Source organism: Paratissierella segnis, from assembly GCF_014385195.1.
In the GTDB taxonomy this organism is placed as follows: Bacteria; Bacillota; Clostridia; order Tissierellales; family Tissierellaceae; genus Paratissierella; species Paratissierella segnis.
In genome coordinates this window covers 145042-166976 of record NZ_JACRTG010000034.1, presented here as the reverse complement: position 1 = coordinate 166976, position 21935 = coordinate 145042, and the positions used below count along the sequence as shown (strand labels likewise).

The following is a 21935-nucleotide window of genomic DNA, read 5'->3' as shown; positions in this document are numbered from 1 at the left end:
ATGGGATGAAAAAAGTTGGTGTAATTTTTGGCGGCTATAGTGTAGAACATGAAGTGTCTGTAATAACAGGCATGCAGGTAATGGAGAATATAGACAAATCAAAATATGAGGTAGTTCCTATCTATATAACAAAGAGTGGAAAATGGCTGACGGGAAGCAGCTTAATGGAGTTTAAAAACTATAAGGACAACAATTTTAAAGATGTGAAACAAATCATGCTATCTCAATCCCTAAATGACCATAATATTTATTTGCACCCTGAGGGATCAGGATTATTTGGGAAAAAGATATTGGACAAATTGGATATTGTTTTTCCGGCGCTACATGGCACAAATGGTGAAGATGGTACTATACAAGGATTATTTGAGCTTATGAACATACCTTATGTAGGAGGCGGAGTGCTTGCTTCATCCGTTGGGATGGATAAAATTTTGATGAAAGATGTTTATAAGTCATATTCTTTGCCTATAGTAGACTATATGTGGTTTTATAGATCAAATTGGTCTAAGGATAGAGAAGACGTCATAAATAAAATTGAAGAGAAATTGGGATATCCTGTATTTGTTAAACCGGCAAATTTAGGTTCAAGCGTTGGTATCAATAAAGCTAAGGATAGAGACGGACTTATAAGTGCAATAGAAATAGCGGTTCATTATGATAGAAAAATAATAGTTGAAAAGGCAGTTGAAAGCCCTAGGGAGATAAATTGCGCTGTATTGGGATATGATAATGAGGTCATAACTTCATTGTGTGAGGAACCTATGGGCTGGACTGAAATTCTGTCCTTTGAAGATAAATATATAAAAGGGAATAACAAGGGAGTAAAATCATCAGGAGAAACAAGAAGAATACCTGCGGATATTGATGAAACCTTAAGAATCAAAATAGAAGATTTAGCTATAAAGGCATTTACTTCAATAGATTGTAAAGGAACTGCAAGGATAGACTTTTTACTGGATAAGGACAACAACGTATATATTAACGAGATAAATACTCTCCCTGGGTCAATAGGGTTTTACCTTTGGGAGGGCAAGGGAATATCAATTGGTAAATTAATTGATAAAATGATTGATATTGCTATAGAAACCCACAAAGAAAAAAATAAAAATATGTATTCTTACGAGGCAAATCTTTTTAATAGAACGCAATATGGAGTAAAGACAAGAAAGGTGTAAGATATTTTAATATCTTACATTTTTTTTTAGAAAAAGGGTAAATAATAAAGGTAGATATCCACAATTCACAATGCACAATTCACAATTGATGGGGTTGAGATTAAAACTTAAAAGAGGACAGTAACAAGAGGAGAGTAACTAGATAATAAGAACTAGGGGAGGAATAGCATGAGCATAAGAGAAGAAATAATTAGCCTCATGGAAGAAAAAAATTATAAGCCATTATTGAAGGAGGAAATTGCAGCGCATTTTAACATTGAAAAAAATGATGCAAAAGAATTTAATAAGATAATAGATGGACTTGAAAAGGAAGGAATTATATTAAAATCGAATAAAGAAAAATACAGTTTAACAAATTCCGATTATATAGTAGCGGGCAAACTGGAAGGCAACGAACGCGGTTTTGGCTTCGTTTTGTCCAAAGATAAGACGATGGAAGATATATTTATTTCGCCTGAAAACATGAATGGTGCAATGAATGGGGACACAGTACTTGCCAATATAGTAAAACGACAAGAATCCGGGAGAAAACAAGAAGGAGAAATCATACGAATACTTGAAAGAGTAAATGAACAGGTGATTGGAACTTTTGAAGATAGCGGCAATTTTGGGTTTTTAATTCCTGATGATCATAAGATTTCGTATGATATATTTATACCAAAAGCTCAAATGGGTGGAGCCAAGGATGGGCAGAAGGTAGTAGTTGAAATCACAAAATGGCCTGAACAAAGGAGAAATCCTGAAGGCATGGTAATTGAGGTTTTAGGATATTTATCGGATAGGGGAACTGATATCTTGTCAATTATCAGGCAATTTAAACTGCCTGAAGAATTCCCTATGGGAGTTGAGAAACAAGCTAAAGATATAGAGAATAATCTTAGAGAAGCGGACATTTTAGGAAGGATGGATTTTAGAGCTTTAAAGGCATTTACCATAGATGGTGCTGATGCAAAGGATTTTGATGACGCTATATCTATAGAAAAATTTCCCAATGGAAACTATAAACTGGGAGTTCATATAGCTGATGTATCCCATTATGTTAAAGAAAATTCCCCTATGGATAAAGAGGCTTATTTGAGAGGGAATTCAGTTTATTTAATAGATCGAGTAATCCCAATGCTGCCTAAGGAATTATCCAATGGATTATGTTCATTAAATCCAAATGAGGATAGACTGACTCTGTCGGTAATGATGGAAATAGATAAAAGCGGAACTGTAGTAGATCACCAAATATTTGAGGCGGTTATAAACAGTAAGCAAAGATTAATCTATGACGACGTATCTGATTTGCTTGAAAATGATGATGAAACATCAAAGAAAAAGCTGAAAGACGTATATGAAGAATTAAAAATATCAGAGGAACTGATGCATATACTATATGAAAAACGGAAGAGAAGAGGGAGTATTGACTTTGATTTTCCCGAGACTTATATTGAATTGGATGATAAGGGAAAACCCGTTGATATACGAAGAGCAGAAAGAAGAGTAGCCAACAAATTAATCGAGGAATTTATGTTGGTATGCAATGAAACCGTTGCGGAAGAATATCATTGGGCAGAAATTCCTTTTATATATCGTATTCACGAATATCCAAGCGCTGAAAAGATGAACGAATTTGCTAAATTCATTCACAATTTTGGCTATATGTTAAAGGGAAAAGATATACATCCTAAAGAATTACAGCTATTAACAGAGGAAATAAAGGGAAAAAAAGAAGAAATAGTTATCTCCACTTTGCTTCTTAGATCTTTGAAAAAGGCTATTTACAGTGAAAAATCGGATGTTCACTTTGGGCTTGCTGCACAGTTTTACACTCATTTTACAGCTCCAATCAGAAGATATTCGGATTTGGTGATTCATAGGATTATTAAACAATATATCAAAGGGAAGCTTTCAATGGAGAAACAGGAAAAACTTGATAGTATACTTCCTGAAATTGCAGAACATGTTTCTATGACAGAAAGAAGGGCAGAGGAAGCAGAAAGAGAAGTTGATGATTTGAAAAAAGCCCAATACATGAGTGAAAGAATAGGGGAGGAGTATGAAGGTATCATATCTTCTTTAACAAGTTTCGGTATATTTGTTCAGCTGGACAATACCATTGAAGGGTTGATAAGGTTCAGCTATATGGATGATGATTTTTATCGTTTTGATGAAGAAAATTATTATGTTATAGGTGAAAGAACAAAAAGGATATATAGACTGGGAGATGAAGTGCGAGTAGAGGTTATAGGTGCGGATGTAGGCAAGAGAAATATAGATTTTGATTTAATTTCATGATAATTGACTTAAAACTATAAATTTGTTACACTTAATATCGATTAGAAAATAATATATCTGGTGATCATTATGAAAAAAATAGGTACTAAAGTAGTTGCAACAAATAGAAAAGCAAGGCACGAATTTTTTATAGAAGATACTATCGAAGCGGGTATTGCATTAAAAGGAACTGAAGTAAAATCAATACGTCAAGGAAAATTAAATATTAAGGACAGCTATGCTTCAATTGATGATGGCGAAGTATTTATTAATAACATGCATATTAGTCCCTATGAGCAAGGTAATATCTTCAATCAAGATCCCTTAAGGAAAAGAAAATTATTGCTTAATAAAAGGGAAATAAGAAGGCTGACGGGAGATATAATGCAGAAAGGATATACTTTGATTCCGCTTTCAGTCTATATCAAGGATGGTTTGGTAAAGGTAGAATTAGCAACTGCAAAGGGCAAGAAGCTATATGATAAAAGGGAAGCCATAGCAAAGAAAGATGCGATGAGGAGAATGGAGCAGCAGCAAAGCTTAAAATACAGGTAAGCTCTCTAACTTATATATGATAAATAAATCTAAAAATATGGATTATAAAAAACTTGTAGAGACCGCTGCCTTGGCAGGGAAGATTATGATGGAGAGCAACGCTGAATCGTACAGGGTAGAAGATACGATGCTGCGTATACTCAAAGTTTCAGGTCTGGAAACTACAGAAGCATTTGCCATTGCCACTGCTTTGGTTATAACTTTGGATGATCCGTCAATTGATGCAATCACTGTTGTCAGAAGGGTTACAATTAGAAATACTAACCTAAATAACATCTCTCAAGTAAATACTATTTGCAGGAATTTCACTGAAAGTAAATACAACTTAAATCAAGCCTATAGTGCCTTAAAAGAAATTCAAGACGAAAGATATAAGCCCTTTACTAGAGGCTTAGGAATAATATTATTTACATCCTTCTTTGCGTTATTGCTGGGAGGAAATATAAATGAAATTGTAGTTGCGGGAATGAATGGTCTTATTTTAATATTTGTAAATAAAATAGATAAACGCATTAGTATGGATGGTTTTATTAAAAATGCCTTATCATCTGCTTTTATTGCTATCATAACAGTTTTACTTAAAAATTATGTGTTTAAAAATATAAACATTGATGTGGTAACAGCTAGTTCTATAATGCCTTTATTGCCGGGAGCAGCAATAACAAATGCATTTCGTGATTTGTTGCACGGTGACTACATGTCCTTTGGAGCGAAGGCTCTTGAAGCAGTAGTTGTTGCACTGTCAATTGCTTTGGGGGTAGCAATAGGTCTTTTATTGACTGGAGGTGCATTGTAATGATATGGCAAATTATTGGAGCATTTATGGCTACTGTAGCGGGTTCTATTTATTTAGAAGCACCAAAAAATTGTATTTTACGTACAGGTATAATCGGTGCTGCGGGTTGGGCAACATATTTATTGTCTTCTAAAATTTATGGACCTGTATTTTCTACATATATAGCAGGATTGATTATATCAACTATATCACATATTTTTTCAAGATTATTTAAGGTGCCGGTTACAATTTTCTTTATACCCGGAGTTTTTCCGATTGTACCGGGTCTGAGTATGTATCGTGCTGTATATTTTTTTATCAAAGGATCTAGTCAAGTGGGGCAGGGATTTTTAGAAGAGACAATTAAAATTTCAGGGATGATTGCATTGTCTATTTTTACCATAGATACTATTTTTAAAACTATAGGCAAAATTAAGAAAGCATCATTCTTGGACGAACAGGATTAACTTAACTATCGAAGAATCTCCTCTTTTCAATTGTGAATATGCATTTTGAATTGTGCATCGTGAATTGACCTATGCATTGTGAATTGTGAACTGTGAACTGTGAATTGAATTGTGGTTGTTTGACATAAAATCATTATCCTGCTATAATTGTATAGCAATCAAATATGGGGGCGAATTAGGTTTCGACAGGGATTCGGAATCAGGAGTAGCGAGTCGTTGTAGCCAAGCAACGTTAAAAGTGGCAAACTAAAATTAAACGCAAACGAAAATAATTACGCATTTGCAGCTTAATTAAAGCTGCTCGTCAAACTTAAGAATCCCACGACTTAGGATTTGGCGTCATCTTAGTGGGGACCCGAGCTTAGCAAAGCTTTGAGCTAAGAACGGAAATTATGAAGCTACCAAAGCTCATATCCTGTCAGTAGGAGATGAGTGGAGGGAAGGATAAATTACTGACTGCACTCGGAGAAACTCTTGTGGAAGGGTTTTTGGACGTGGGTTCGACACCCACCGCCTCCACCATACATATATAATATAAACCTCTTGATTTCAAGGGGTTTTGCTTGGTTTTGGAGATAATTTTAAGATGAAGTTATTAAAAATAAAGGTGATTATAGACAGAGCTTTGGAGCATTAGCTTTAGGATTTTTCTATGCTCATTACAAGAAATAATACAAAGCTTAGAATCAATTGGGCTAAAGGTGCGATGTCTTAGGATATTCGCAGAAATCGTATGGGCAGACGACCCTGTCTGCCCATTGTTACTTTAGTCATTATACATACATATTTATATTCCCTCTTTTAATTCTGTTATTCTTGATAATATAAAGGATATTGCTAAAGATAATATTCCACATATTAAAACTAATATAAAGCTTGAAATATAATCCGTAAATAACCCACCTATAGTCATACCTAATGGTTGGATTGACAAAGACATGGTACCAAATAATCCATTAACCCTGCCGCGATACTCATCGGATGTTTCTCTTTGAATCAAAATAAACGCAGGAAGGTTTACGAACATTAAAGCTCCTCCTATTGAAAAATTAAGCAATATGAAATATAATAATAAGCTGCTTTGGGGAGCTGTATTAAAAATTGATAATGTTGGGATGCCTGTAATCATCATCAATATTGAAAGTATTACTAATGCAGATATAAAGTGTTTATATTTACTCTTATTATCAGGTAATAAAGAATATATTATTGAAAATATCAAACTACCAATTGCAGATGATGATTGTATTAAACCATATTGTTCTGAATTAAAGCCAAGTTGAATATTTATAATATGGGGAAGTGAAACAGTGTATGCACTAAAAACAAAATTTGTAAATATTGAAAATGCTAAAATTGAGAATATCGCCTTTTTTGATTTAACATAATTTAATCCGGATTTAATTTCAGACCATATTTTTTCATTAGACTTTTCGGAAACAGGTGTATTATTGAAATTAAAATTTATAAATGTTTCAGAAATAGCTGAGAGTATAAAGCAAATTCCGGCAATCAACAAAAACATTTCTATAGGAACTAATCCATATATTAATCCACCTAATGTAGGTCCAACTATTGCAGCCATGGAAGTAATAGATGAACTGTATGAATTAATTTTAGTCAATCTACTCTCATCTACAATATTAGGTATGGATGCTTCCATAGTAATATTAAAAAAGGTGTTAAATATTGATAATAAAAAAATTGTTATGAGAATTAAGTTTAATGACAAACCAATTCTTAATGTAACAATATATGTGACCATTAACAAAGTACCACATAATAAATCAGTAATTACGACAACTGTTTTTCTGTCCAATTTATCAGCAAAAACACCTGCAAATGGCGATATTATAATTGCTGGAATGGTGGAAACAATCATAGTTAATGCAAAACTCATACCGGATCCGGTAACCTTTAGAACATATAATCCTATAGCGAAATTCATGATTCTTGTACCGAATAAAGAAACTAGTTTGCCAAGTAAGAATACCAACATATTTATATTTGGTGAATTAATAATATTTCTTTTATTAATATATGAAGTGCTTTTCATTATAACCTCCCATATTTAAATACTCAGAGTATTAGTTTCTTTCCCAAAAAATTAATACTATTTTTTATTTGATATTAATTAATGAAATAATATAATCGTCTTCATTTTCTTTTACTAATAATCATAGATGCACCCATTAAATAATCCATATGATAAGAAACCATAGCAGTAACAATTATATCTAATATCAGAATAAGATAAATATCCAATTGTGTCAATTTTAAAATATATAATTGTCTAATGTATTTAAAGTTCAAATAAAACTATTGATTATTATTGAGTTTTATTTTGTTGTAAATTATATATTGTGTGTGAAAAAAGTGTTAAAAACGAATTACTTTGATATAATATAATAAAAATACAGAAATATATGATTTGGGGGTGTGGGATTTGTATTTACAATGTTTTGAGGATGTCAAAGAGATAACTGAATGTTTAGTGAAAATACCTAGCATAGTAAATACCGATGGGGAAAAGAACTGTGCTAAAGAAATCTATAAATATTACAGCAATCTAACATACTTTAAGGAAAATCCGGATTATCTATTACTTCAAGAAATTAAAGATGATGAAATGGAAAGATACAATGTGATTTCAATGGTAAAGGGTACTAAAGGGAATTCAAATAAGACAATAATATTAATGGGGCATCTAGACACGGTAGGGGTTGAAGATTTTGGTTCATTCCGAGATTATGCATTTGATCCGGATAAATTGCCTGAAATCCTAAAGAGTCTAAATCTAGGCCATGAGGTAGATACGGATATCTTATCAGGGGAATATTTATTTGGAAGAGGAGCTTTAGATATGAAGTCAGGTATAGCAGGACATATGTATCTGATGAAATACTTCTCTGAGCATTTAGACGAATTGGACGGAAATATAATATCGATTTCAGAAGCTGATGAAGAAGGCAACTCCAATGGAATCATCTCAGCACTTGAGGTACTTAAAGAGTGGAAAGAAAAATATAATCTAGAATATATTGCCGCCATAAATGCTGACTATTCAACACCATATGACGGAAAAGATGAAAATCAATATGTATATTTTGGGAATGTAGGTAAGCTATTACCTTCCTTTCATGTAGTAGGTAAGGGAACCCAAGTAGGTCAAGCTTATGAGGGATTGGATCCAAATTTAATAGTTGCTGAATTGACTAGAAATATAGAATTAAATACGGATTTTTGTGATGAAATGATGGGCGAGGTTACATTGCCGCCAATTTCTTTGAAACAATCAGATTTTAAGGAAGGATATACAGCACAAACAGCTATAGCAGCACAAAGTTATTATAATTTTTTTACCTTCACTATGAGTCCCGGTGATGTGATTAAAAAAATGAAGGAAAAGGCTATAGAATCCTTTGACAACGCATTGGATTATGTCAACAAATCCTACGAGAAATATTGTAAGCTGAGTAATATGGATTTCACAAAACTTAATTGGGAAACAAGAGTATATACATGGGAAGAGTTCTATAATGAACTAGCTACAATTCACGGTGAAAAGTTTAAAATTTATATGCACAATTTTGCTAAAGAGTTAAATGAATTGTTTCCATCATTAGATTTGCGAGAATTTAGCACGATAGTCATAAATGAGGCGTGGACCAAATGGTCTGATGATAAGTCGCCGGCGATTATAATCTATTATTCATCACAGTTCTATGGAAGAATCACAGTTACCGGAAAGAACGAATTGGAAAGACAATTATTGGATAGTGTAAGAGAAGCTGTAGAATTTGTACAGGATTATTCTGATAAACCAATAAAAACCAAGATGTTCTACCCATATGTATCGGATGCAAACTTTATAGCATCTTCAGATGATATAGGTGAAATAAAAACATTAAAGAAAAACATGCCTGCTTGGGGTACAAAATATACTTATCCAATAGACGATATATTGGAAATAAATGTACCCGTAGTAAATATTGGAACCTTTGGGAAAGACGGTCACAAGTTAACTGAAAGAGTTCACATGAAATACACTTTTGAAAATGTTCCTAATATTACCTATACAACAATAAGGAAACTTCTTAAATAGCTATTAAAAAAGCCTTGATTACTAATGATCAAGGCTAAATTTTTATTCTTACCCAAAAAATAATTATATCATATTATGCAAATAAATAAAATAATCAAAATTGATAAAATTCAATACATAACTTTAGTGATTTAAAACGGTATTCAAGTCTGGTATTCTTATACTAAGAATGAGATAGGTATCAAGAATATTGTTTGAAGATATCTATATGAAATCAATAGCAAATTATGAAAGGGGAAAAGAAAATGGAAAAAGAAGAAATGAACAGAATGTATAGTCCATTTCCCAAGATGTCAATGGGACAAAAAGGACGTAAAACGATTCATTATCTGCAGAAGCTGAAAGACGAGGGTATTCACATCGTTCAGCACTGTCCAAGCATGATGGGTCCGCTGTTTACAATGGCTGCTGAAATGGCCGGGGTAGATATTTGCAGATTGACTCCATCATTTAACGGACGAATACCACCGGAAGAGGCTTTGAGTCATGCGATGGAATGGATAGGACAAAACCGTAGTGTTGCTCCACATATCCATATCAATTATGTAACGGATACTATAGCTTTTGCCTCGAAGGAAGCTGCTTTAGCAAACTTTTCCAAATTTCATATGGCTGGAGCGGATTCAATACTACCGATGGGTATCAATAATGAGACACTTGAATATGTAGCAAATAACTATGTAATCGTTTATGGGCATGTAGGCGCTATTTCCGGTTGGCAGACTATGGGGACATTTGGTGGATATAAGCATTTGGGTAAAACCTCAGAAGACGCTATGAAGGTATTCAGACAAGCTTATGAGTATCAAGAATGCGGCATGAAAGCTATGTCCATTGAGCTGACACCTATCGAAGTCAGCAACGCTATTGCTAAAAAGTTGCGTGTACCTGTAATAAGTATCGCAGCAGGCGGTGCGTGTGACGGCAGTGAGATGGTTGATGCAGATTTATTTGGGTTAATGGCTAATCCTGCTTCCCATGCTAAGACATATTCTTACTTTTTGAAATTTGCAGCCGAGACGTATGGTGCATGGGCAAACGATGTCAGGGCAGGAGCATATCCGGAAGATAAACATGGATTCCATATGGAAGAAAGAGAATTGGATAAGTTCTTAAATGAATTAGAGCAAAAATATTAATAGCAATTGTTAAATTAGGGGGTAATAGATATGAGTATAGATGCCCAAACTATATTTTCAATGGCTGAAAAGAGCACGCTTGGGCTTCATAGTTTACCTGAGATTTTTTGCAAGGATATGGCCGGTAAAGTTGCTATCGTAACAGGCGGGGCAACGGGATTAGGCTATAATATAGTAAATCGATTGGCAGAATCCGGAGTTCGAGTGGTCATAGCATCGCGTAAAGAAAGTACAGGTAAGAAGGCAGAAGCAGAGTTTAATGCTAATAACCTTGAGGTAAAATGGTTCCAAACCGATGTAAGCAAAGTTAGTGATTGCTATGCTGTTGTAGATTATGCTGTGGAACAATACGGAAAAGTAGACATTGTTATTACCAATGCTGCTACTTGGTCTATGTATTCGTTTTTGGATATGCCCGAGAGCGCATTTGATGAGGTCATTAACATTGATTTGAAGGGTGAATATTTCATCGCTCAAGCTGCAGCACGTATTATGGTCAAACAAAAGATAAAGGGAAAGATAGTATTTATATCCTCGGTTGCACACAAAGGCTCAGATACTCCGAAGATGGGAATGATGACTCATTATAATGCTGCGAAAGGTGCAGTTGTAAGCATGACAAAAGGCATAGCCAAGGAACTGCGACAGTACGGCATAAGTGTAAACTGTGTAGCTCCCGGAGCGATGCTTACTGCCGGTGCAATTACTAATGCTTCTGAAGCCGTAGTTCTTTATGGGCAGGAATTTGTGGAGGAACGCGGCAAATATGGTAGAGAAGTACCAATGGTAATGAATCCTGATGAAATAGCTCTTGTTGCATTTGCAATGTGTACCTCTATGTCTGATTTCATAGTTGGAGAGACAATAGATGTTGATGGTGGATCAATGTTTAGTTTTCAAGCTAAACCATGGAGCTATACTGTTGAAGGGTGTATACCCGGTCCAAATAAAGAATGATCAAATAGTTTAATCCCCTAGGATTCAAATTTATCTCCTAGGGGATTGTTTTATCTCAAGAAAAGGTATTTATTAACCCATTAATCGAAGTAAAAGTTCCTGCATTGAAGAAACTTGCATCTTCTTATATATATTAGAAATATGTTTGTAAGTTGTAGATTTTGTAATATATAGAGATTTGCTAATGGTTTCGGGAGTAAGCCCTTGACACAATAAATTAGCAATCTCCACTTCTCGGGAGGTTAGATTTGTAGTTTCCCACGCAATTTGATTCACATCTTTCTTATTATTATTATGGATGAAAAATTTCTTATGTAAGTTATTTAAAATTGGAATTGACAAATTTAAAATATTGCATTCATCTTCTTTAAAATTTTCGTTTTTACTTTTATCAAGAGAAAATATGGTTCTGGATATGCCGTTCAAATCATATAGAACAAAGCCAAGGGAATACTTAATGCCACGGGAATTAATGTATTCAGGAACAAATTCATTTGAAGGTTCTTTTTCCCAAGATATAATATTTATTAAAGGATTTTCAGGACCCTCACGGACATCTTTGTCCAGACGATAGCGACCGCTATCAGTTTTTGAGTAGTATTCAAGATAAAGACTACTCCATTGCTTGTCTATATTCATAAGATATTGATTTGTTACTTTTCTATTTCCATCCAAAAAATACACAAGAGACTGGTCAAATTCACATAATTTTTGAAGACCGGTTAGAACCTCAATAGAAAAAGCCTTTAGTTCATGTACACTACTACATGAAAGAATGAAGTCATAAATTTCTTTCCAAGGTAAATTCATGTTATTTTTCATAACTATAACCTCCGATTCATGCAAAGCCTTTCATTAGTATAATACTAGAATATAATTTAATTCTATTGTAAGTTTTTGTTGCTGTCAATGGAGTAAATAAAGTATATTATAATAATTGGAGGCTAAATTATGAATTGTGAATTGTAACTATTAATGATGACAATAGGGGACATATTTGTTAGAATATAGTTAATGGTTTTAAAAATTTCAAACAATTAAATTGGGGAGAATATAATCATATGAATAAATACAAAGGTATAATTTTTGATCTTGATGGCACATTACTTAATACTATTGAAGATATTTCAGACAGCGTCAATGAAGTACTTCGCGTATTTAATTGTCCGGAGCATAATTACGATGATTATAAATTGAAGCTTGGAAGTGGATTTAAAAGCCTATTGGAAAACAGTTTTCCGGAAGGCACTGATGAAGAAACTATTTTAAAGGGACTGGATTTGTTTGTAAAGATATATGATAAAAAGTTTAAGAATAAAACTAAACCTTATGAAGGAATCAGTGAATTATTATATGAATTGAATAAGCTAGGTATAAAAATAGGAGTCAATTCAAATAAAAGAAATGATTATACAAATGAATTGATAAAAAAGTTTTTTGAAGATATTTCCTTTGTGGATATTTTCGGAGAAAGAGAAGGTATACCTAAAAAACCTGACCCGACAACTGTATTGGAAATCTCAAAGCATATGGAACTTAGTTTAAGTGAGATTGTATATATCGGAGATTCTAAGATAGATATGATGACAGCAACAAATGCGCATATTGACAGCATTGGGGTACTATGGGGGTTTAGATCCTTGGATGAACTGGTTAAATATAATGCTACGTATATTGTGTCGGAACCTAAGGAAATATTAGATATAATATCCAAAGAAGATTGACAAAATTTGATTACCGGAGAAATATAAAATAAAAGTAAGTGAAAGAAATGAGTTCAATAATTCGATTTGCTATTGTAGTATTTTGTTTTTTATTGACTGTATTTTGCAAAAAACCGTTAAATAAAGTGGATTTAAAATTATTGCGATTGGGCATGTTTTTTACAGTAATTGCAGATTTATGTTTAATAATCTTAGATTATCGTATAATAGGAGTTAGCCTATTCTGTATAGTACAAATAATATATATCGCTAGGTATGACATGGGATATTTCCGCTCAGCATTAAAAATATTGCCTATTGCCTTATTTACTTTATTAATCGTTTATTTATTGTTAAATTATTTCAACTATGATGTAGATTTTCTAATATTTCTTTCATTATTTTATGGTGTATGCATATTGTCCGGTTTATATACTTCAGTTAAAGCAATTAGAAAAGGGAAATATCCATATCCAAATAGTAAGTTAGTTCTTTATGGGATAATATTATTTATTTGCTGTGATATAAATGTGGCACTATCCTATATGGGAGTTTTAGACAATTTAACATTTAATTTAATTTGGGTATTCTATTTGCCATCTCAATTTCTTTTATCAATCAGTGGGTATAAATTCAACCTCGATTAACATATTTTTTAAAATAATATTTTCTTCGCCCTAAATAATGTTTTGCCCGTTTTTCAAGTATAGTTCTATATTCTAACAATTCTGCAACTTCTTCATTAGATGAAATGACAGTGCTGTATTTACTTTTTACAAAGATGTCAGTGATTTTCTTTATGTCAATTTTTTCATAGTCATAAAATTTATAAATTACTCTCTTTGCATATTCATAGTGGGTTTCCCCGGATTTTTGTGGAAATCCAAGCAGTGCAATAAGATTTACAATTTGATTATAAAGATAAACTATTCGGGCATTATTATTTAACTTGCGCGCCTTATATTCACCATATCTATAGATGATAAATCCCACGATAAATTTTATAGGAATAATAGACAATATAATAGCAATGGCAATAATCAAAATAGTATTAAATAATTTTTTAGCATTATCATTAGTATCAATTTTCGTATCTATATCTCCAATTCCTATATCCAATTGAATGTTATTCTCCCTTTTATCTTCAAGATTTCTTCTTCTGTTATTATCATCGATAGTTTCATCGGATTGGCTGTTACTACTGGATTCAATCGGTTTAAAATCCTCCATCCTTGACTCTATTGGATATTCGGGAGTTGCTTCAAAGGTCATCCATCCAACCGGCTCGATAAACGCCTCAACCCAAGCATGAGCATCATCCTGTCTCACCGCATAGACTCCATTTTCTATTTTATCCTGCACAAGATATCCTTCAATATATCTGCTTGGGATATGTGCCAGACGCAGCATAACAGCCATGGAGCTTGCAAAATAAGTGCAGTAGCCCTCCTTTTCTTCAAAAAGGAAATAATCAACAAAATCATAATTCTCCGGCACCGTTTCTACATTCAAATTGTATTTGAAATTATTACGCAAATAATCTTCGATTGCTTTTGCTTTTTCAAAATCATTTTCTTTATCATGGGTTAAATCATATACGATACTACGAGTTCTGTTAGTTATCTTATCATCAGGCAGCTGCAGATATTTTGCCGGATATGGGATGTAACTCTTTTTATTATCTATTCCCATATGGGTCAATTTTCCATAGGGAAGAGGTTTTAAAGCTCTAATAAAATAGACTTCATTATCATATACGCCTTTGGCAAATATTAGAGAATAGTCGTAATTCACCTTAACAGATGAGCTTTCGTTGAAATTAATCAATTCCGGCACCAAAGGACTAAATAGAGTAGTAGAAGCAAAATTATGATTCGTGATTTTTATGTCGGTGCTTGTGTAATATAGTTTTTTATCTTCACTAGATATATTACTAAAATCTTCTGCCAAATCATAATCTTTATATTCCATTTTCTGCGTTTCCCATGAGTGACCGGTATATGTATGCTTTATATTGCCTCTAAGGTATTTGACATCCTCACCACGAATTGTCATTATCTTTTTGTTGCTTAAGGCAACGGGACCACCTAATTTTGAAGATTCTGTTTGAAAACCGGTACTTTCGAAATCAAAGAGGGTGGCTTCTCCCGACTCCCTTCTGTAAACACCGTATGATCTTAAGTTTTCAACAAAGGGAAAATAAGCGTATACCTTGTTTTGCAGCCAATTCCATCTTATGTAATCGTTGCTTTTGGGCAGCAGCAATGCCAGAATTACAATCAATATACTATAATTGACTGTAGTTGTTACCCAAGGAGAATAAAGTCTTTCGATGTTTATAGATTTAGATTCATGAACTTTCTCTTTTTGCTTTGAGTATTTTGTTAATCCAAATAGAATTAAAAAACAAGCCGCAAATATTATTAGCATCCATAAAGCCTGATCATAATAAGAGTACCAATAGTATAGATAAAAGCCCATATATACAGGTAGAAGGAAATAAATACTTTTATCTCTAAATAGTATATAAGCTGTATATAAAGAAAGAATGATTAAAATAAGTCCCCAAAATATAAATATATTTTCAGGAACAATTTTTTCTTTGCCCTGGAAGTTTTTAATTATATTTGAAAATAAAAAATATAACCTCTCCAAAAATGGTGAAATGATTGGCATAATATAGTGATTTATTGCTAGAACAGCAATAAAGGAAATTATCAATAGTCCGTATAATATAATCGGATTTAGTATAAAGAATTTGACTATTAAGGATACAAAAGACACAATAATTAACTGTAAGGGCATATTGATTTCAAGCTTGATAACCAATCCGAATAAAAATGTCAGAGAGAATACAAATACAATGTATAAAAGATTTTTTATAAACCCCAAGCTTTTATCCATGGCTGACCTCCAGAACATCTTTTACATTTGACTTGAAATCCAATATAAATAATGGAATCCCTTCCTGTTTAAGTCTGTTTTCAATTAGCGGCTCAATAAATCCGTTATTATTTTCTTTATCCGTAACAACGATAAATAAAGGATTTGAATTTTTCATCTTTAGCTCTATGCCGATAGCCCCCATATCTTTATCAAGATGTGGAGTTATTATAATAAATGCCCTTCCGTCTCTGAGCCTTTCTATTTTTGAAATCAAAAGAGATTTAGTATTTAAAGCGCCATTGCCTTTGAAGCGAGCAAATAGTTCAAGAAACGGTTTTAAGTCTTTAGTATTTTGACCGCTTAATTCAATTTGCCTTTTTTTATGCTGGGTTTCCAAAGCTATAAATATATTTTGCTTTAAACAATAATTAACGACACTAAGAGCGGAATCTACGATTTTATCTTCCATACGCCTGTCCACATCATTTTCAAAATACAAATCTTGATTATCCAAAAATATAAAAACATTTGTATCTACACGGTTTTCATATTCCTTGACAATTGGAAAGTCTCGTTTTGCAGTTAATTTCCAATGGATTGATTTAACCATATCACCTTCTCTATAGTCTCTCAAGGAGGATATTCTATTTTTATCTTGATAAAATGAATTGCGTACCTGCAATTCACCAAGCTGTTGATTTGCTGTTATTTCAAATGTGGAGAGGTTTATCGTTTCAGGATATACTAATAAAGAGGTATTGGTTTTGATATTTTTGGTGAAAGTGAAAAAGTTAAATACATCATGGATTTTGATTTCTATCTCTTCCATTTCATAATAGCCTCTTCTGGATAGGACAACTTCCTCATTGAAGAAAAATCTTCTCTTCTTTTCCAAAGGAATAATTACTTTTGTGGTGTCTTTTCCCGCCAATTTCCTGGCTATATCACTGTGAATTTCTAAATATGCAATAGAAAAGGGACTTCTATTTTTCAATTCATAATTTATATTTATCCTATCTCCCTTATATAAAGCACCATTTGGAATCTCCACCGACCCTCGGATACCTTTTATTGCTATATAATTATGTAAAAATGGAATGATAAATAAAAAAATCAATATATAAAAAATGAGATATGGCATAGTCCCACCGATAAAGAGTACAAATGGAATTATAAATAGAAACGATATTGAAAAGATAAGTGCTGTTTTAGAATTAATTTTTACCATGTAGCATCACCGGAATAAATATACTATTTAATACTCCCTTTAAAATATCATCAATGCTTTTTCTCTCAATACGCGCTTCAGGTGTTAGAATCAATCTATGAGCAAGTACAGGCTTTACCATTTGCTTTACATCATCGGGTATTGCGTAGTCACGCCCTGAAACAAAAGCCCTAGCTTTAGACGCTTTCAATAAATCTATTGACGCTCTTGGGCTTGCTCCCAGGGATAAATCCTTATAAGACCTTGTTGCATTGGAGATATTCACAATATAATTCAAAATATCATTATGGACATTTATTTTTTCCACCATTGATTGCATTTCCAATATATCTTCTTGATTTAAAACAGGTTTGATATTTGCCATATCTTTTATGGAATTATATTCTTTCAAAATATTAATTTCAGCATCCTTTTCGGGATATCCTATGGATAGACACATTAAAAATCTATCCAATTGTGCTTCAGGTAATGGGAATGTGCCCTGGTATTCCAGAGGATTTTGAGTTGCCAAGACCATAAAAGGCTTTTCCAGAATATAATGATTATCTTCTGTGGAAATTTCTTTTTCCTCCATAGCTTGCAATAGACTGGATTGGGTTTTGGGAGAGGTTCTGTTGATTTCATCCGCAAGGAATATTTGATTAAAAATCGGTCCCTTTTTAAAAGTGAAAGTACCTGATTTTCTATCATAGATGTTAGTGCCTATGATATCAGAAGGCATTAAATCAGGAGTAAATTGTATTCTTTTATAGCTTAAATCTATACTCTTAGCCAAAGCCTTCACAAGAGTAGTTTTTCCAACTCCGGGAGCATCTTCCAATAAGAGATGGCCTTCTGCAAGGAGAGTAATCAAAACCAATTCCAATACTTCATCTTTTCCCAATATTACTTTTTTCAAATTATCAAGTAGTTTTATAGCTTTATTATTATCCATGATGGCCCCCAAATTAATGTAAATTTATTTAATTTATACCAATTTATCCATGCATTATGCATTGAGTTTATATTATCTTTATGCTCTATTATATTACATTACGTGAAATAGATAAAGTGTAATAGGGGATAACTTTGCCTACATCAATTAATATGCTATACTTTTTATAGCTAGTAATAAAAAACAGTTGAATTAAAATATATTGCTATACAAAGGGGTGTTAAGCCTATGTTGATGATATATTTATCAATGATTGATACAGAGGAAGATAAAGACATATTTATGGAGCTTCATGGTGAATATAGTGGATTAATGTATAGAAAGGCCTATAGTATATTGAGAGATAGTCAACTGGCAGAAGATGCAGTGCAGGAGAGTTTTCTACGCATTATAAAAAACTTTGATAAAGTTATTAAGGAAAAGTGTCCACAAACTCGGAATTATTTCGTTAAAATAGTTAAAGGGGTTTCCATTGATATATATAGGAAAAGAAAAAAACAACAGACTCTTCCCCTTGATGAACGAGAGGGGACCATGATTGATGAATTTACAAATATAGAGGATATATTGGTAGGTAAAGAGATTGAAACTTATCTTCTTCAATTACCTAAATCTTACTATATCATCCTATCCTTAAAATATACCGATGGATATACATATAAGGAAATAGCAAGCATACTGGATATAACTGAAGAAAATGTAAAGAAAAGATTAATGCGTGCCAGAAATAAATTAAGAGAAATAATAGCTGAGCAGGAGGCTGAGATTTGATGTATGACAAGGTATTAACAGATGAAGAATTAGATAAATTGTTAATTGAGTATATGCCGAAAGCTGATGCATTATTAGATCAACTTGAAGAGGAAAGGGATAAAGATGTGGAGCCTCATGTTTTTTCAAAAGGGTATAAAAGAAAGCTGAAAAAAACAATCAAAGAATACAGTAGAACTCCTATGCAAAAGAGATTAGCTAATATAGGAAAATATGCAGCAGCTATATTGATTGCATTTATCTTAACGAACAGTATATTAATTGCTACTGTGCAAGCATATAGAGAAAAGGTATTTGAAACAATAGTTACAGTATATGATAGATTTACTTCCATTATAATAAAAGTTGAAGAACCTATCAGCGAAGGCCTGAGTTTTACTGAACCATCCTATATACCAGATGGTTTTGAGGTCATTAAAGATAAGCAGACTGATATAACACGAAAAATTAATTATATGAATGGTAATAGAATTATAATATATATGCAAGGAATTATAACAAATGAAGAAATAAGAATCGATACAGAAGGAACAACAATTGAGGAGATGAAAATTAATAATCAAATAATAAAATATGTTTTTAATAAGGATATGTATATTGCATATTGGAATGATGATAACTTTATCTATTCTGTTAATGCAGAAGTATCCTTTGAGGAACTTGTAAAGATTATTGAAGGAATTATAGAAAATACAAAATAAATTTAAAAAATGTCCACAAAAGCCACCTAATTTTCGTTATATATAGTAAGAGAAGAAAATACTAATATAATATTTAGGGGGCTTTTAATTATGAAGAAAAAAACTATTACTCTTATGCTGGTAATGCTATTAGTAAGTGCCTATATTAATCCTGTCTTAGCAAGTACAACTGAATTAAATAATGACAAGAACATTATTTCTCCAATGTACACCTATATTTCAGAAGCAAGATCTAGACTGCAAATTGATTCAGGTGGGAAAGCTACAGTAGAAACTTATTTAAGCGGAAACAGCAAGGTTACAAGTACTAAAGCAACGATTAGATTACAACAGTATAAAGGAGGAAATTGGACAACCATTAAAACATGGAATGAAAGAAATAATTCAAGGATATTGGATTTTGATGACACATATGCCGTATCCAGTGGTTATGAGTACAGAGTACAATCAACTGTGACGGCATATAGCGGTAGCCAATCAGAAAGTATTACTGTAACAAGCAATATACAAAGGTATTAAGATTAAAAGCATACTTTGAAAATAAATATTGATATAATGGAAAACGTTATATCAAGGGGCTATTGGAAGGACTAAAAAGGGTGTTGCTAGGGTTTATATTGAGGGGGTGATTCCAATAGGAATATAAGCTTGGAGAATGAAGAAAGTCCTAGTTAAGAGCTATTTGGGTAGAAGGTAAATATTATACTAATAAGGAGGATATAAATGTTTAAAAATTCAAGAAAACTATTATCGATTATATTAATATTAATACTATTTTTGAGCATTGAGAATGTTTATGCAGCAGAAATAAATTCTGAGGAAATTGACGTAGCATATGTCCAAGGGTTTAACATTGAATTAGGTGTAAGTGAATTTTTTAAAAATTTCATTGATGATTTTTTGAAAAATGAAGATAGGGCATCGATATTCAATAATTCAGAACAAGATGTAAAAATAGAATATCTTAATATTATAAGAAAATTATATAACAATAATAATTATAAAGCAATTCAGGATTTAATAATTAATAAAAAATTAAATCTATCATTTACAATAATAGAAAATAATAAAATGAGTATTGGGTCTAATACAGTACACAATAGAGCTTATCATTATGCTGATGACAATCAGAATATATCACAACCTAGAGAATGGGCTACAGAAATGACTGGTACTTATTCCTATGACTCAAGTACAAACAAAGCAATAAGTGCTTCAAAACCAAGTATCAAATTAATAGCACCTAATATGTAGGCGCTTCCTTTAGAGCTCCTACATTGGATTCTAGTGATTTAAGAGGCTATATTAGTAATGGTAGTGCATACTTTACAGCTAAGCATACAATGAAAGCAGTATCAATAAGTAGGATTGGCACATATCCTGCAGGGACAACATTTAGTTGGGGACCAAAAACACATACTTTCCATCATAACCCTGCTATGGAGTAATAGAAACAAGATATGCTTAAGCATATCTTGTTTCTATTAGTTGGATTATTAAAAGTAGAACGATGATTTTCGCTGGAAAAATTAAATGCATTATAAATGAGTTTAAATTTAATCTAGAACCAATGGAAAATATAATTGCAATTATTATTTGAACGACCATTGATATTATGAAAAAAACGAGTAAAGCTTTATTCCTATAAAATAAATCAGGGATATAAATTTTATTTTCATTGATTAACTTACGCATTGAAAATAAGTAATAGATTATGAGTATTATATGGACTGCATTTATTGTATATTCAATATTTAATTTTAATTTTTCAATAGAGTATAAATTTTCAATATTAGTAGTTTTAATATTATAAATTAAAAATGAGATGTATCGTGCCAATCCTTGAAAGGCAAAATTTAATAAGGCAATAATGCATATATATATCCAAGAAATCTTATATAATATATTGTCATGTTCTTTTAATTCGGCAAAATATTTTTTTAACCTATTCATCACTTATTCACCTCCAGATCCATTATGTAATCCTGACTTAATATATAATGATTGAGATAATGATTTTATTATATTTTTCATTCCTTATTATATATAACGAAATTCAACATGTTTTTGTGGACACTCATTTAATAAACTTTTATTTCCACAATATTAAATAGTCTTTATCTTAGGAATTCTGACACATGGGGTGGAAGTTGGGCAACCATCGAAAGATTAAGTGAAAGAAGTAATGGATAGGTTACACTAAATAATTTTCAACCTTGTTTATATTAATTTATCTTGAGTATTATAAATAGAAATTGAATAGTATCTAATTTTAAGGTA

General features: G+C 32.1%; 21 protein-coding genes and 1 other RNA gene. 16 read left to right on the top strand and 6 right to left on the bottom strand.

The features are described 5' to 3' along the window. Positions 1–5: 5 nt before the first annotated feature. From H8707_RS14965 to ssrA, 6 genes are all read left to right on the top strand, one after another. Entirely contained in the window at positions 6–1175 is a 1170-nt protein-coding gene (locus H8707_RS14965; protein ID WP_262430956.1) for a D-alanine--D-alanine ligase family protein, read from the top strand. 168 nt (positions 1176–1343) lie between these two features. Beyond that, positions 1344–3455: a ribonuclease R gene (rnr, locus tag H8707_RS14960; RefSeq protein WP_262430955.1), complete on the top strand. Its 2112-nt coding sequence runs from the start codon at positions 1344–1346 to the stop codon at positions 3453–3455. A gap of 69 nt (positions 3456–3524) precedes the next feature. Then, positions 3525–3989 (top strand): SsrA-binding protein SmpB, encoded by a 465-nt coding sequence (smpB, locus tag H8707_RS14955; RefSeq protein ID WP_262430954.1) that lies wholly within the window; start codon positions 3525–3527, stop codon positions 3987–3989. A gap of 16 nt (positions 3990–4005) precedes the next feature. Beyond that, on the top strand, positions 4006–4785 hold the full coding sequence (locus tag H8707_RS14950) for a threonine/serine exporter family protein (RefSeq protein ID WP_262430953.1): 780 nt from the start codon (positions 4006–4008) through the stop codon (positions 4783–4785). Next, positions 4785–5231, top strand: a complete 447-nt coding sequence (locus tag H8707_RS14945) for a threonine/serine exporter family protein (RefSeq protein WP_262430952.1) — start codon at positions 4785–4787, stop codon at positions 5229–5231. Before H8707_RS14950 ends, H8707_RS14945 begins: the two co-directional genes overlap by 1 nt. A gap of 166 nt (positions 5232–5397) precedes the next feature. Next, positions 5398–5753: a transfer-messenger RNA gene (ssrA, locus tag H8707_RS14940) on the top strand. Positions 5754–6018: 265 nt separating this feature from the next. On the opposite strand, the gene H8707_RS14935 is transcribed toward ssrA, so the two are convergent. Next, entirely contained in the window at positions 6019–7287 is a 1269-nt protein-coding gene (locus tag H8707_RS14935) for an MFS transporter (protein ID WP_262430951.1), read from the bottom strand. Positions 7288–7677: 390 nt separating this feature from the next. Between H8707_RS14935 and H8707_RS14930 the strand changes: the two genes are divergently transcribed. The 3 genes from H8707_RS14930 to H8707_RS14920 all read left to right on the top strand — a co-directional run bounded on the left by H8707_RS14930 (position 7678) and on the right by H8707_RS14920 (position 11432). Further along, positions 7678–9336: a M20/M25/M40 family metallo-hydrolase gene (locus tag H8707_RS14930; RefSeq protein ID WP_262430950.1), complete on the top strand. Its 1659-nt coding sequence runs from the start codon at positions 7678–7680 to the stop codon at positions 9334–9336. Between the two features lie 245 nt (positions 9337–9581). Further along, positions 9582–10475 (top strand): 3-methyl-2-oxobutanoate hydroxymethyltransferase, encoded by an 894-nt coding sequence (locus tag H8707_RS14925; RefSeq protein ID WP_262430949.1) that lies wholly within the window; start codon positions 9582–9584, stop codon positions 10473–10475. Between the two features lie 30 nt (positions 10476–10505). Then, positions 10506–11432 carry an SDR family NAD(P)-dependent oxidoreductase gene (locus H8707_RS14920; protein ID WP_262430948.1) on the top strand — a complete coding sequence of 309 codons (927 nt, stop codon included), beginning with the start codon at positions 10506–10508 and terminating at the stop codon, positions 11430–11432. 72 nt (positions 11433–11504) lie between these two features. Here H8707_RS14920 and H8707_RS14915 read toward each other — a convergent pair whose 3' ends face one another. Beyond that, entirely contained in the window at positions 11505–12254 is a 750-nt protein-coding gene (locus H8707_RS14915; RefSeq protein ID WP_262430947.1) for a helix-turn-helix transcriptional regulator, read from the bottom strand. A 239-nt stretch (positions 12255–12493) separates the two neighbouring features. On the opposite strand from H8707_RS14915, the gene H8707_RS14910 reads away from it, so the two are divergent. Beyond that, the gene (locus H8707_RS14910; RefSeq protein WP_262430946.1) at positions 12494–13156 is read left to right on the top strand and encodes an HAD family hydrolase; all 663 of its coding nucleotides are present in this window, start codon (positions 12494–12496) and stop codon (positions 13154–13156) included. A 47-nt stretch (positions 13157–13203) separates the two neighbouring features. Next, positions 13204–13782: a lysoplasmalogenase family protein gene (locus H8707_RS14905; protein ID WP_262430945.1), complete on the top strand. Its 579-nt coding sequence runs from the start codon at positions 13204–13206 to the stop codon at positions 13780–13782. On the opposite strand, the gene H8707_RS14900 is transcribed toward H8707_RS14905, so the two are convergent. The 3 genes from H8707_RS14900 to H8707_RS14890 are packed head-to-tail and all read right to left on the bottom strand — an operon-like array spanning position 13769 to position 18183. Beyond that, the gene (locus H8707_RS14900) at positions 13769–16039 is read right to left on the bottom strand and encodes a transglutaminase-like domain-containing protein (protein ID WP_262430944.1); all 2271 of its coding nucleotides are present in this window, start codon (positions 16037–16039) and stop codon (positions 13769–13771) included. The genes H8707_RS14905 and H8707_RS14900 overlap by 14 nt on opposite strands. Next, the gene (locus H8707_RS14895) at positions 16032–17249 is read right to left on the bottom strand and encodes a DUF58 domain-containing protein (protein WP_262430943.1); all 1218 of its coding nucleotides are present in this window, start codon (positions 17247–17249) and stop codon (positions 16032–16034) included. Before H8707_RS14895 ends, H8707_RS14900 begins: the two co-directional genes overlap by 8 nt. Then, positions 17236–18183: an AAA family ATPase gene (locus H8707_RS14890; RefSeq protein WP_262430942.1), complete on the bottom strand. Its 948-nt coding sequence runs from the start codon at positions 18181–18183 to the stop codon at positions 17236–17238. Before H8707_RS14890 ends, H8707_RS14895 begins: the two co-directional genes overlap by 14 nt. 228 nt (positions 18184–18411) lie before the next feature. On the opposite strand from H8707_RS14890, the gene H8707_RS14885 reads away from it, so the two are divergent. The 5 genes from H8707_RS14885 to H8707_RS14865 all read left to right on the top strand — a co-directional run bounded on the left by H8707_RS14885 (position 18412) and on the right by H8707_RS14865 (position 21103). Continuing rightward, the gene (locus H8707_RS14885; RefSeq protein WP_262430941.1) at positions 18412–18954 is read left to right on the top strand and encodes an RNA polymerase sigma factor; all 543 of its coding nucleotides are present in this window, start codon (positions 18412–18414) and stop codon (positions 18952–18954) included. After that, positions 18954–19655: a DUF4367 domain-containing protein gene (locus H8707_RS14880; RefSeq protein ID WP_262430996.1), complete on the top strand. Its 702-nt coding sequence runs from the start codon at positions 18954–18956 to the stop codon at positions 19653–19655. Before H8707_RS14885 ends, H8707_RS14880 begins: the two co-directional genes overlap by 1 nt. Positions 19656–19745: 90 nt before the next feature. Beyond that, a complete protein-coding gene (locus H8707_RS14875; RefSeq protein ID WP_262430940.1) occupies positions 19746–20174 on the top strand; it encodes a hypothetical protein in 429 nt (142 codons plus the stop codon). A 204-nt stretch (positions 20175–20378) separates the two neighbouring features. Then, complete coding sequence (locus H8707_RS14870; RefSeq protein ID WP_262430939.1) at positions 20379–20909, top strand: hypothetical protein; 531 nt, start codon at positions 20379–20381, stop codon at positions 20907–20909. A gap of 23 nt (positions 20910–20932) precedes the next feature. Further along, positions 20933–21103: a hypothetical protein gene (locus H8707_RS14865; RefSeq protein ID WP_262430938.1), complete on the top strand. Its 171-nt coding sequence runs from the start codon at positions 20933–20935 to the stop codon at positions 21101–21103. Positions 21104–21119: 16 nt separating this feature from the next. Here the strand turns inward: H8707_RS14865 and H8707_RS14860 are convergent, their stop codons facing one another. Then, the gene (locus tag H8707_RS14860; RefSeq protein WP_262430937.1) at positions 21120–21608 is read right to left on the bottom strand and encodes a hypothetical protein; all 489 of its coding nucleotides are present in this window, start codon (positions 21606–21608) and stop codon (positions 21120–21122) included. Positions 21609–21935: the final 327 nt, after the last annotated feature.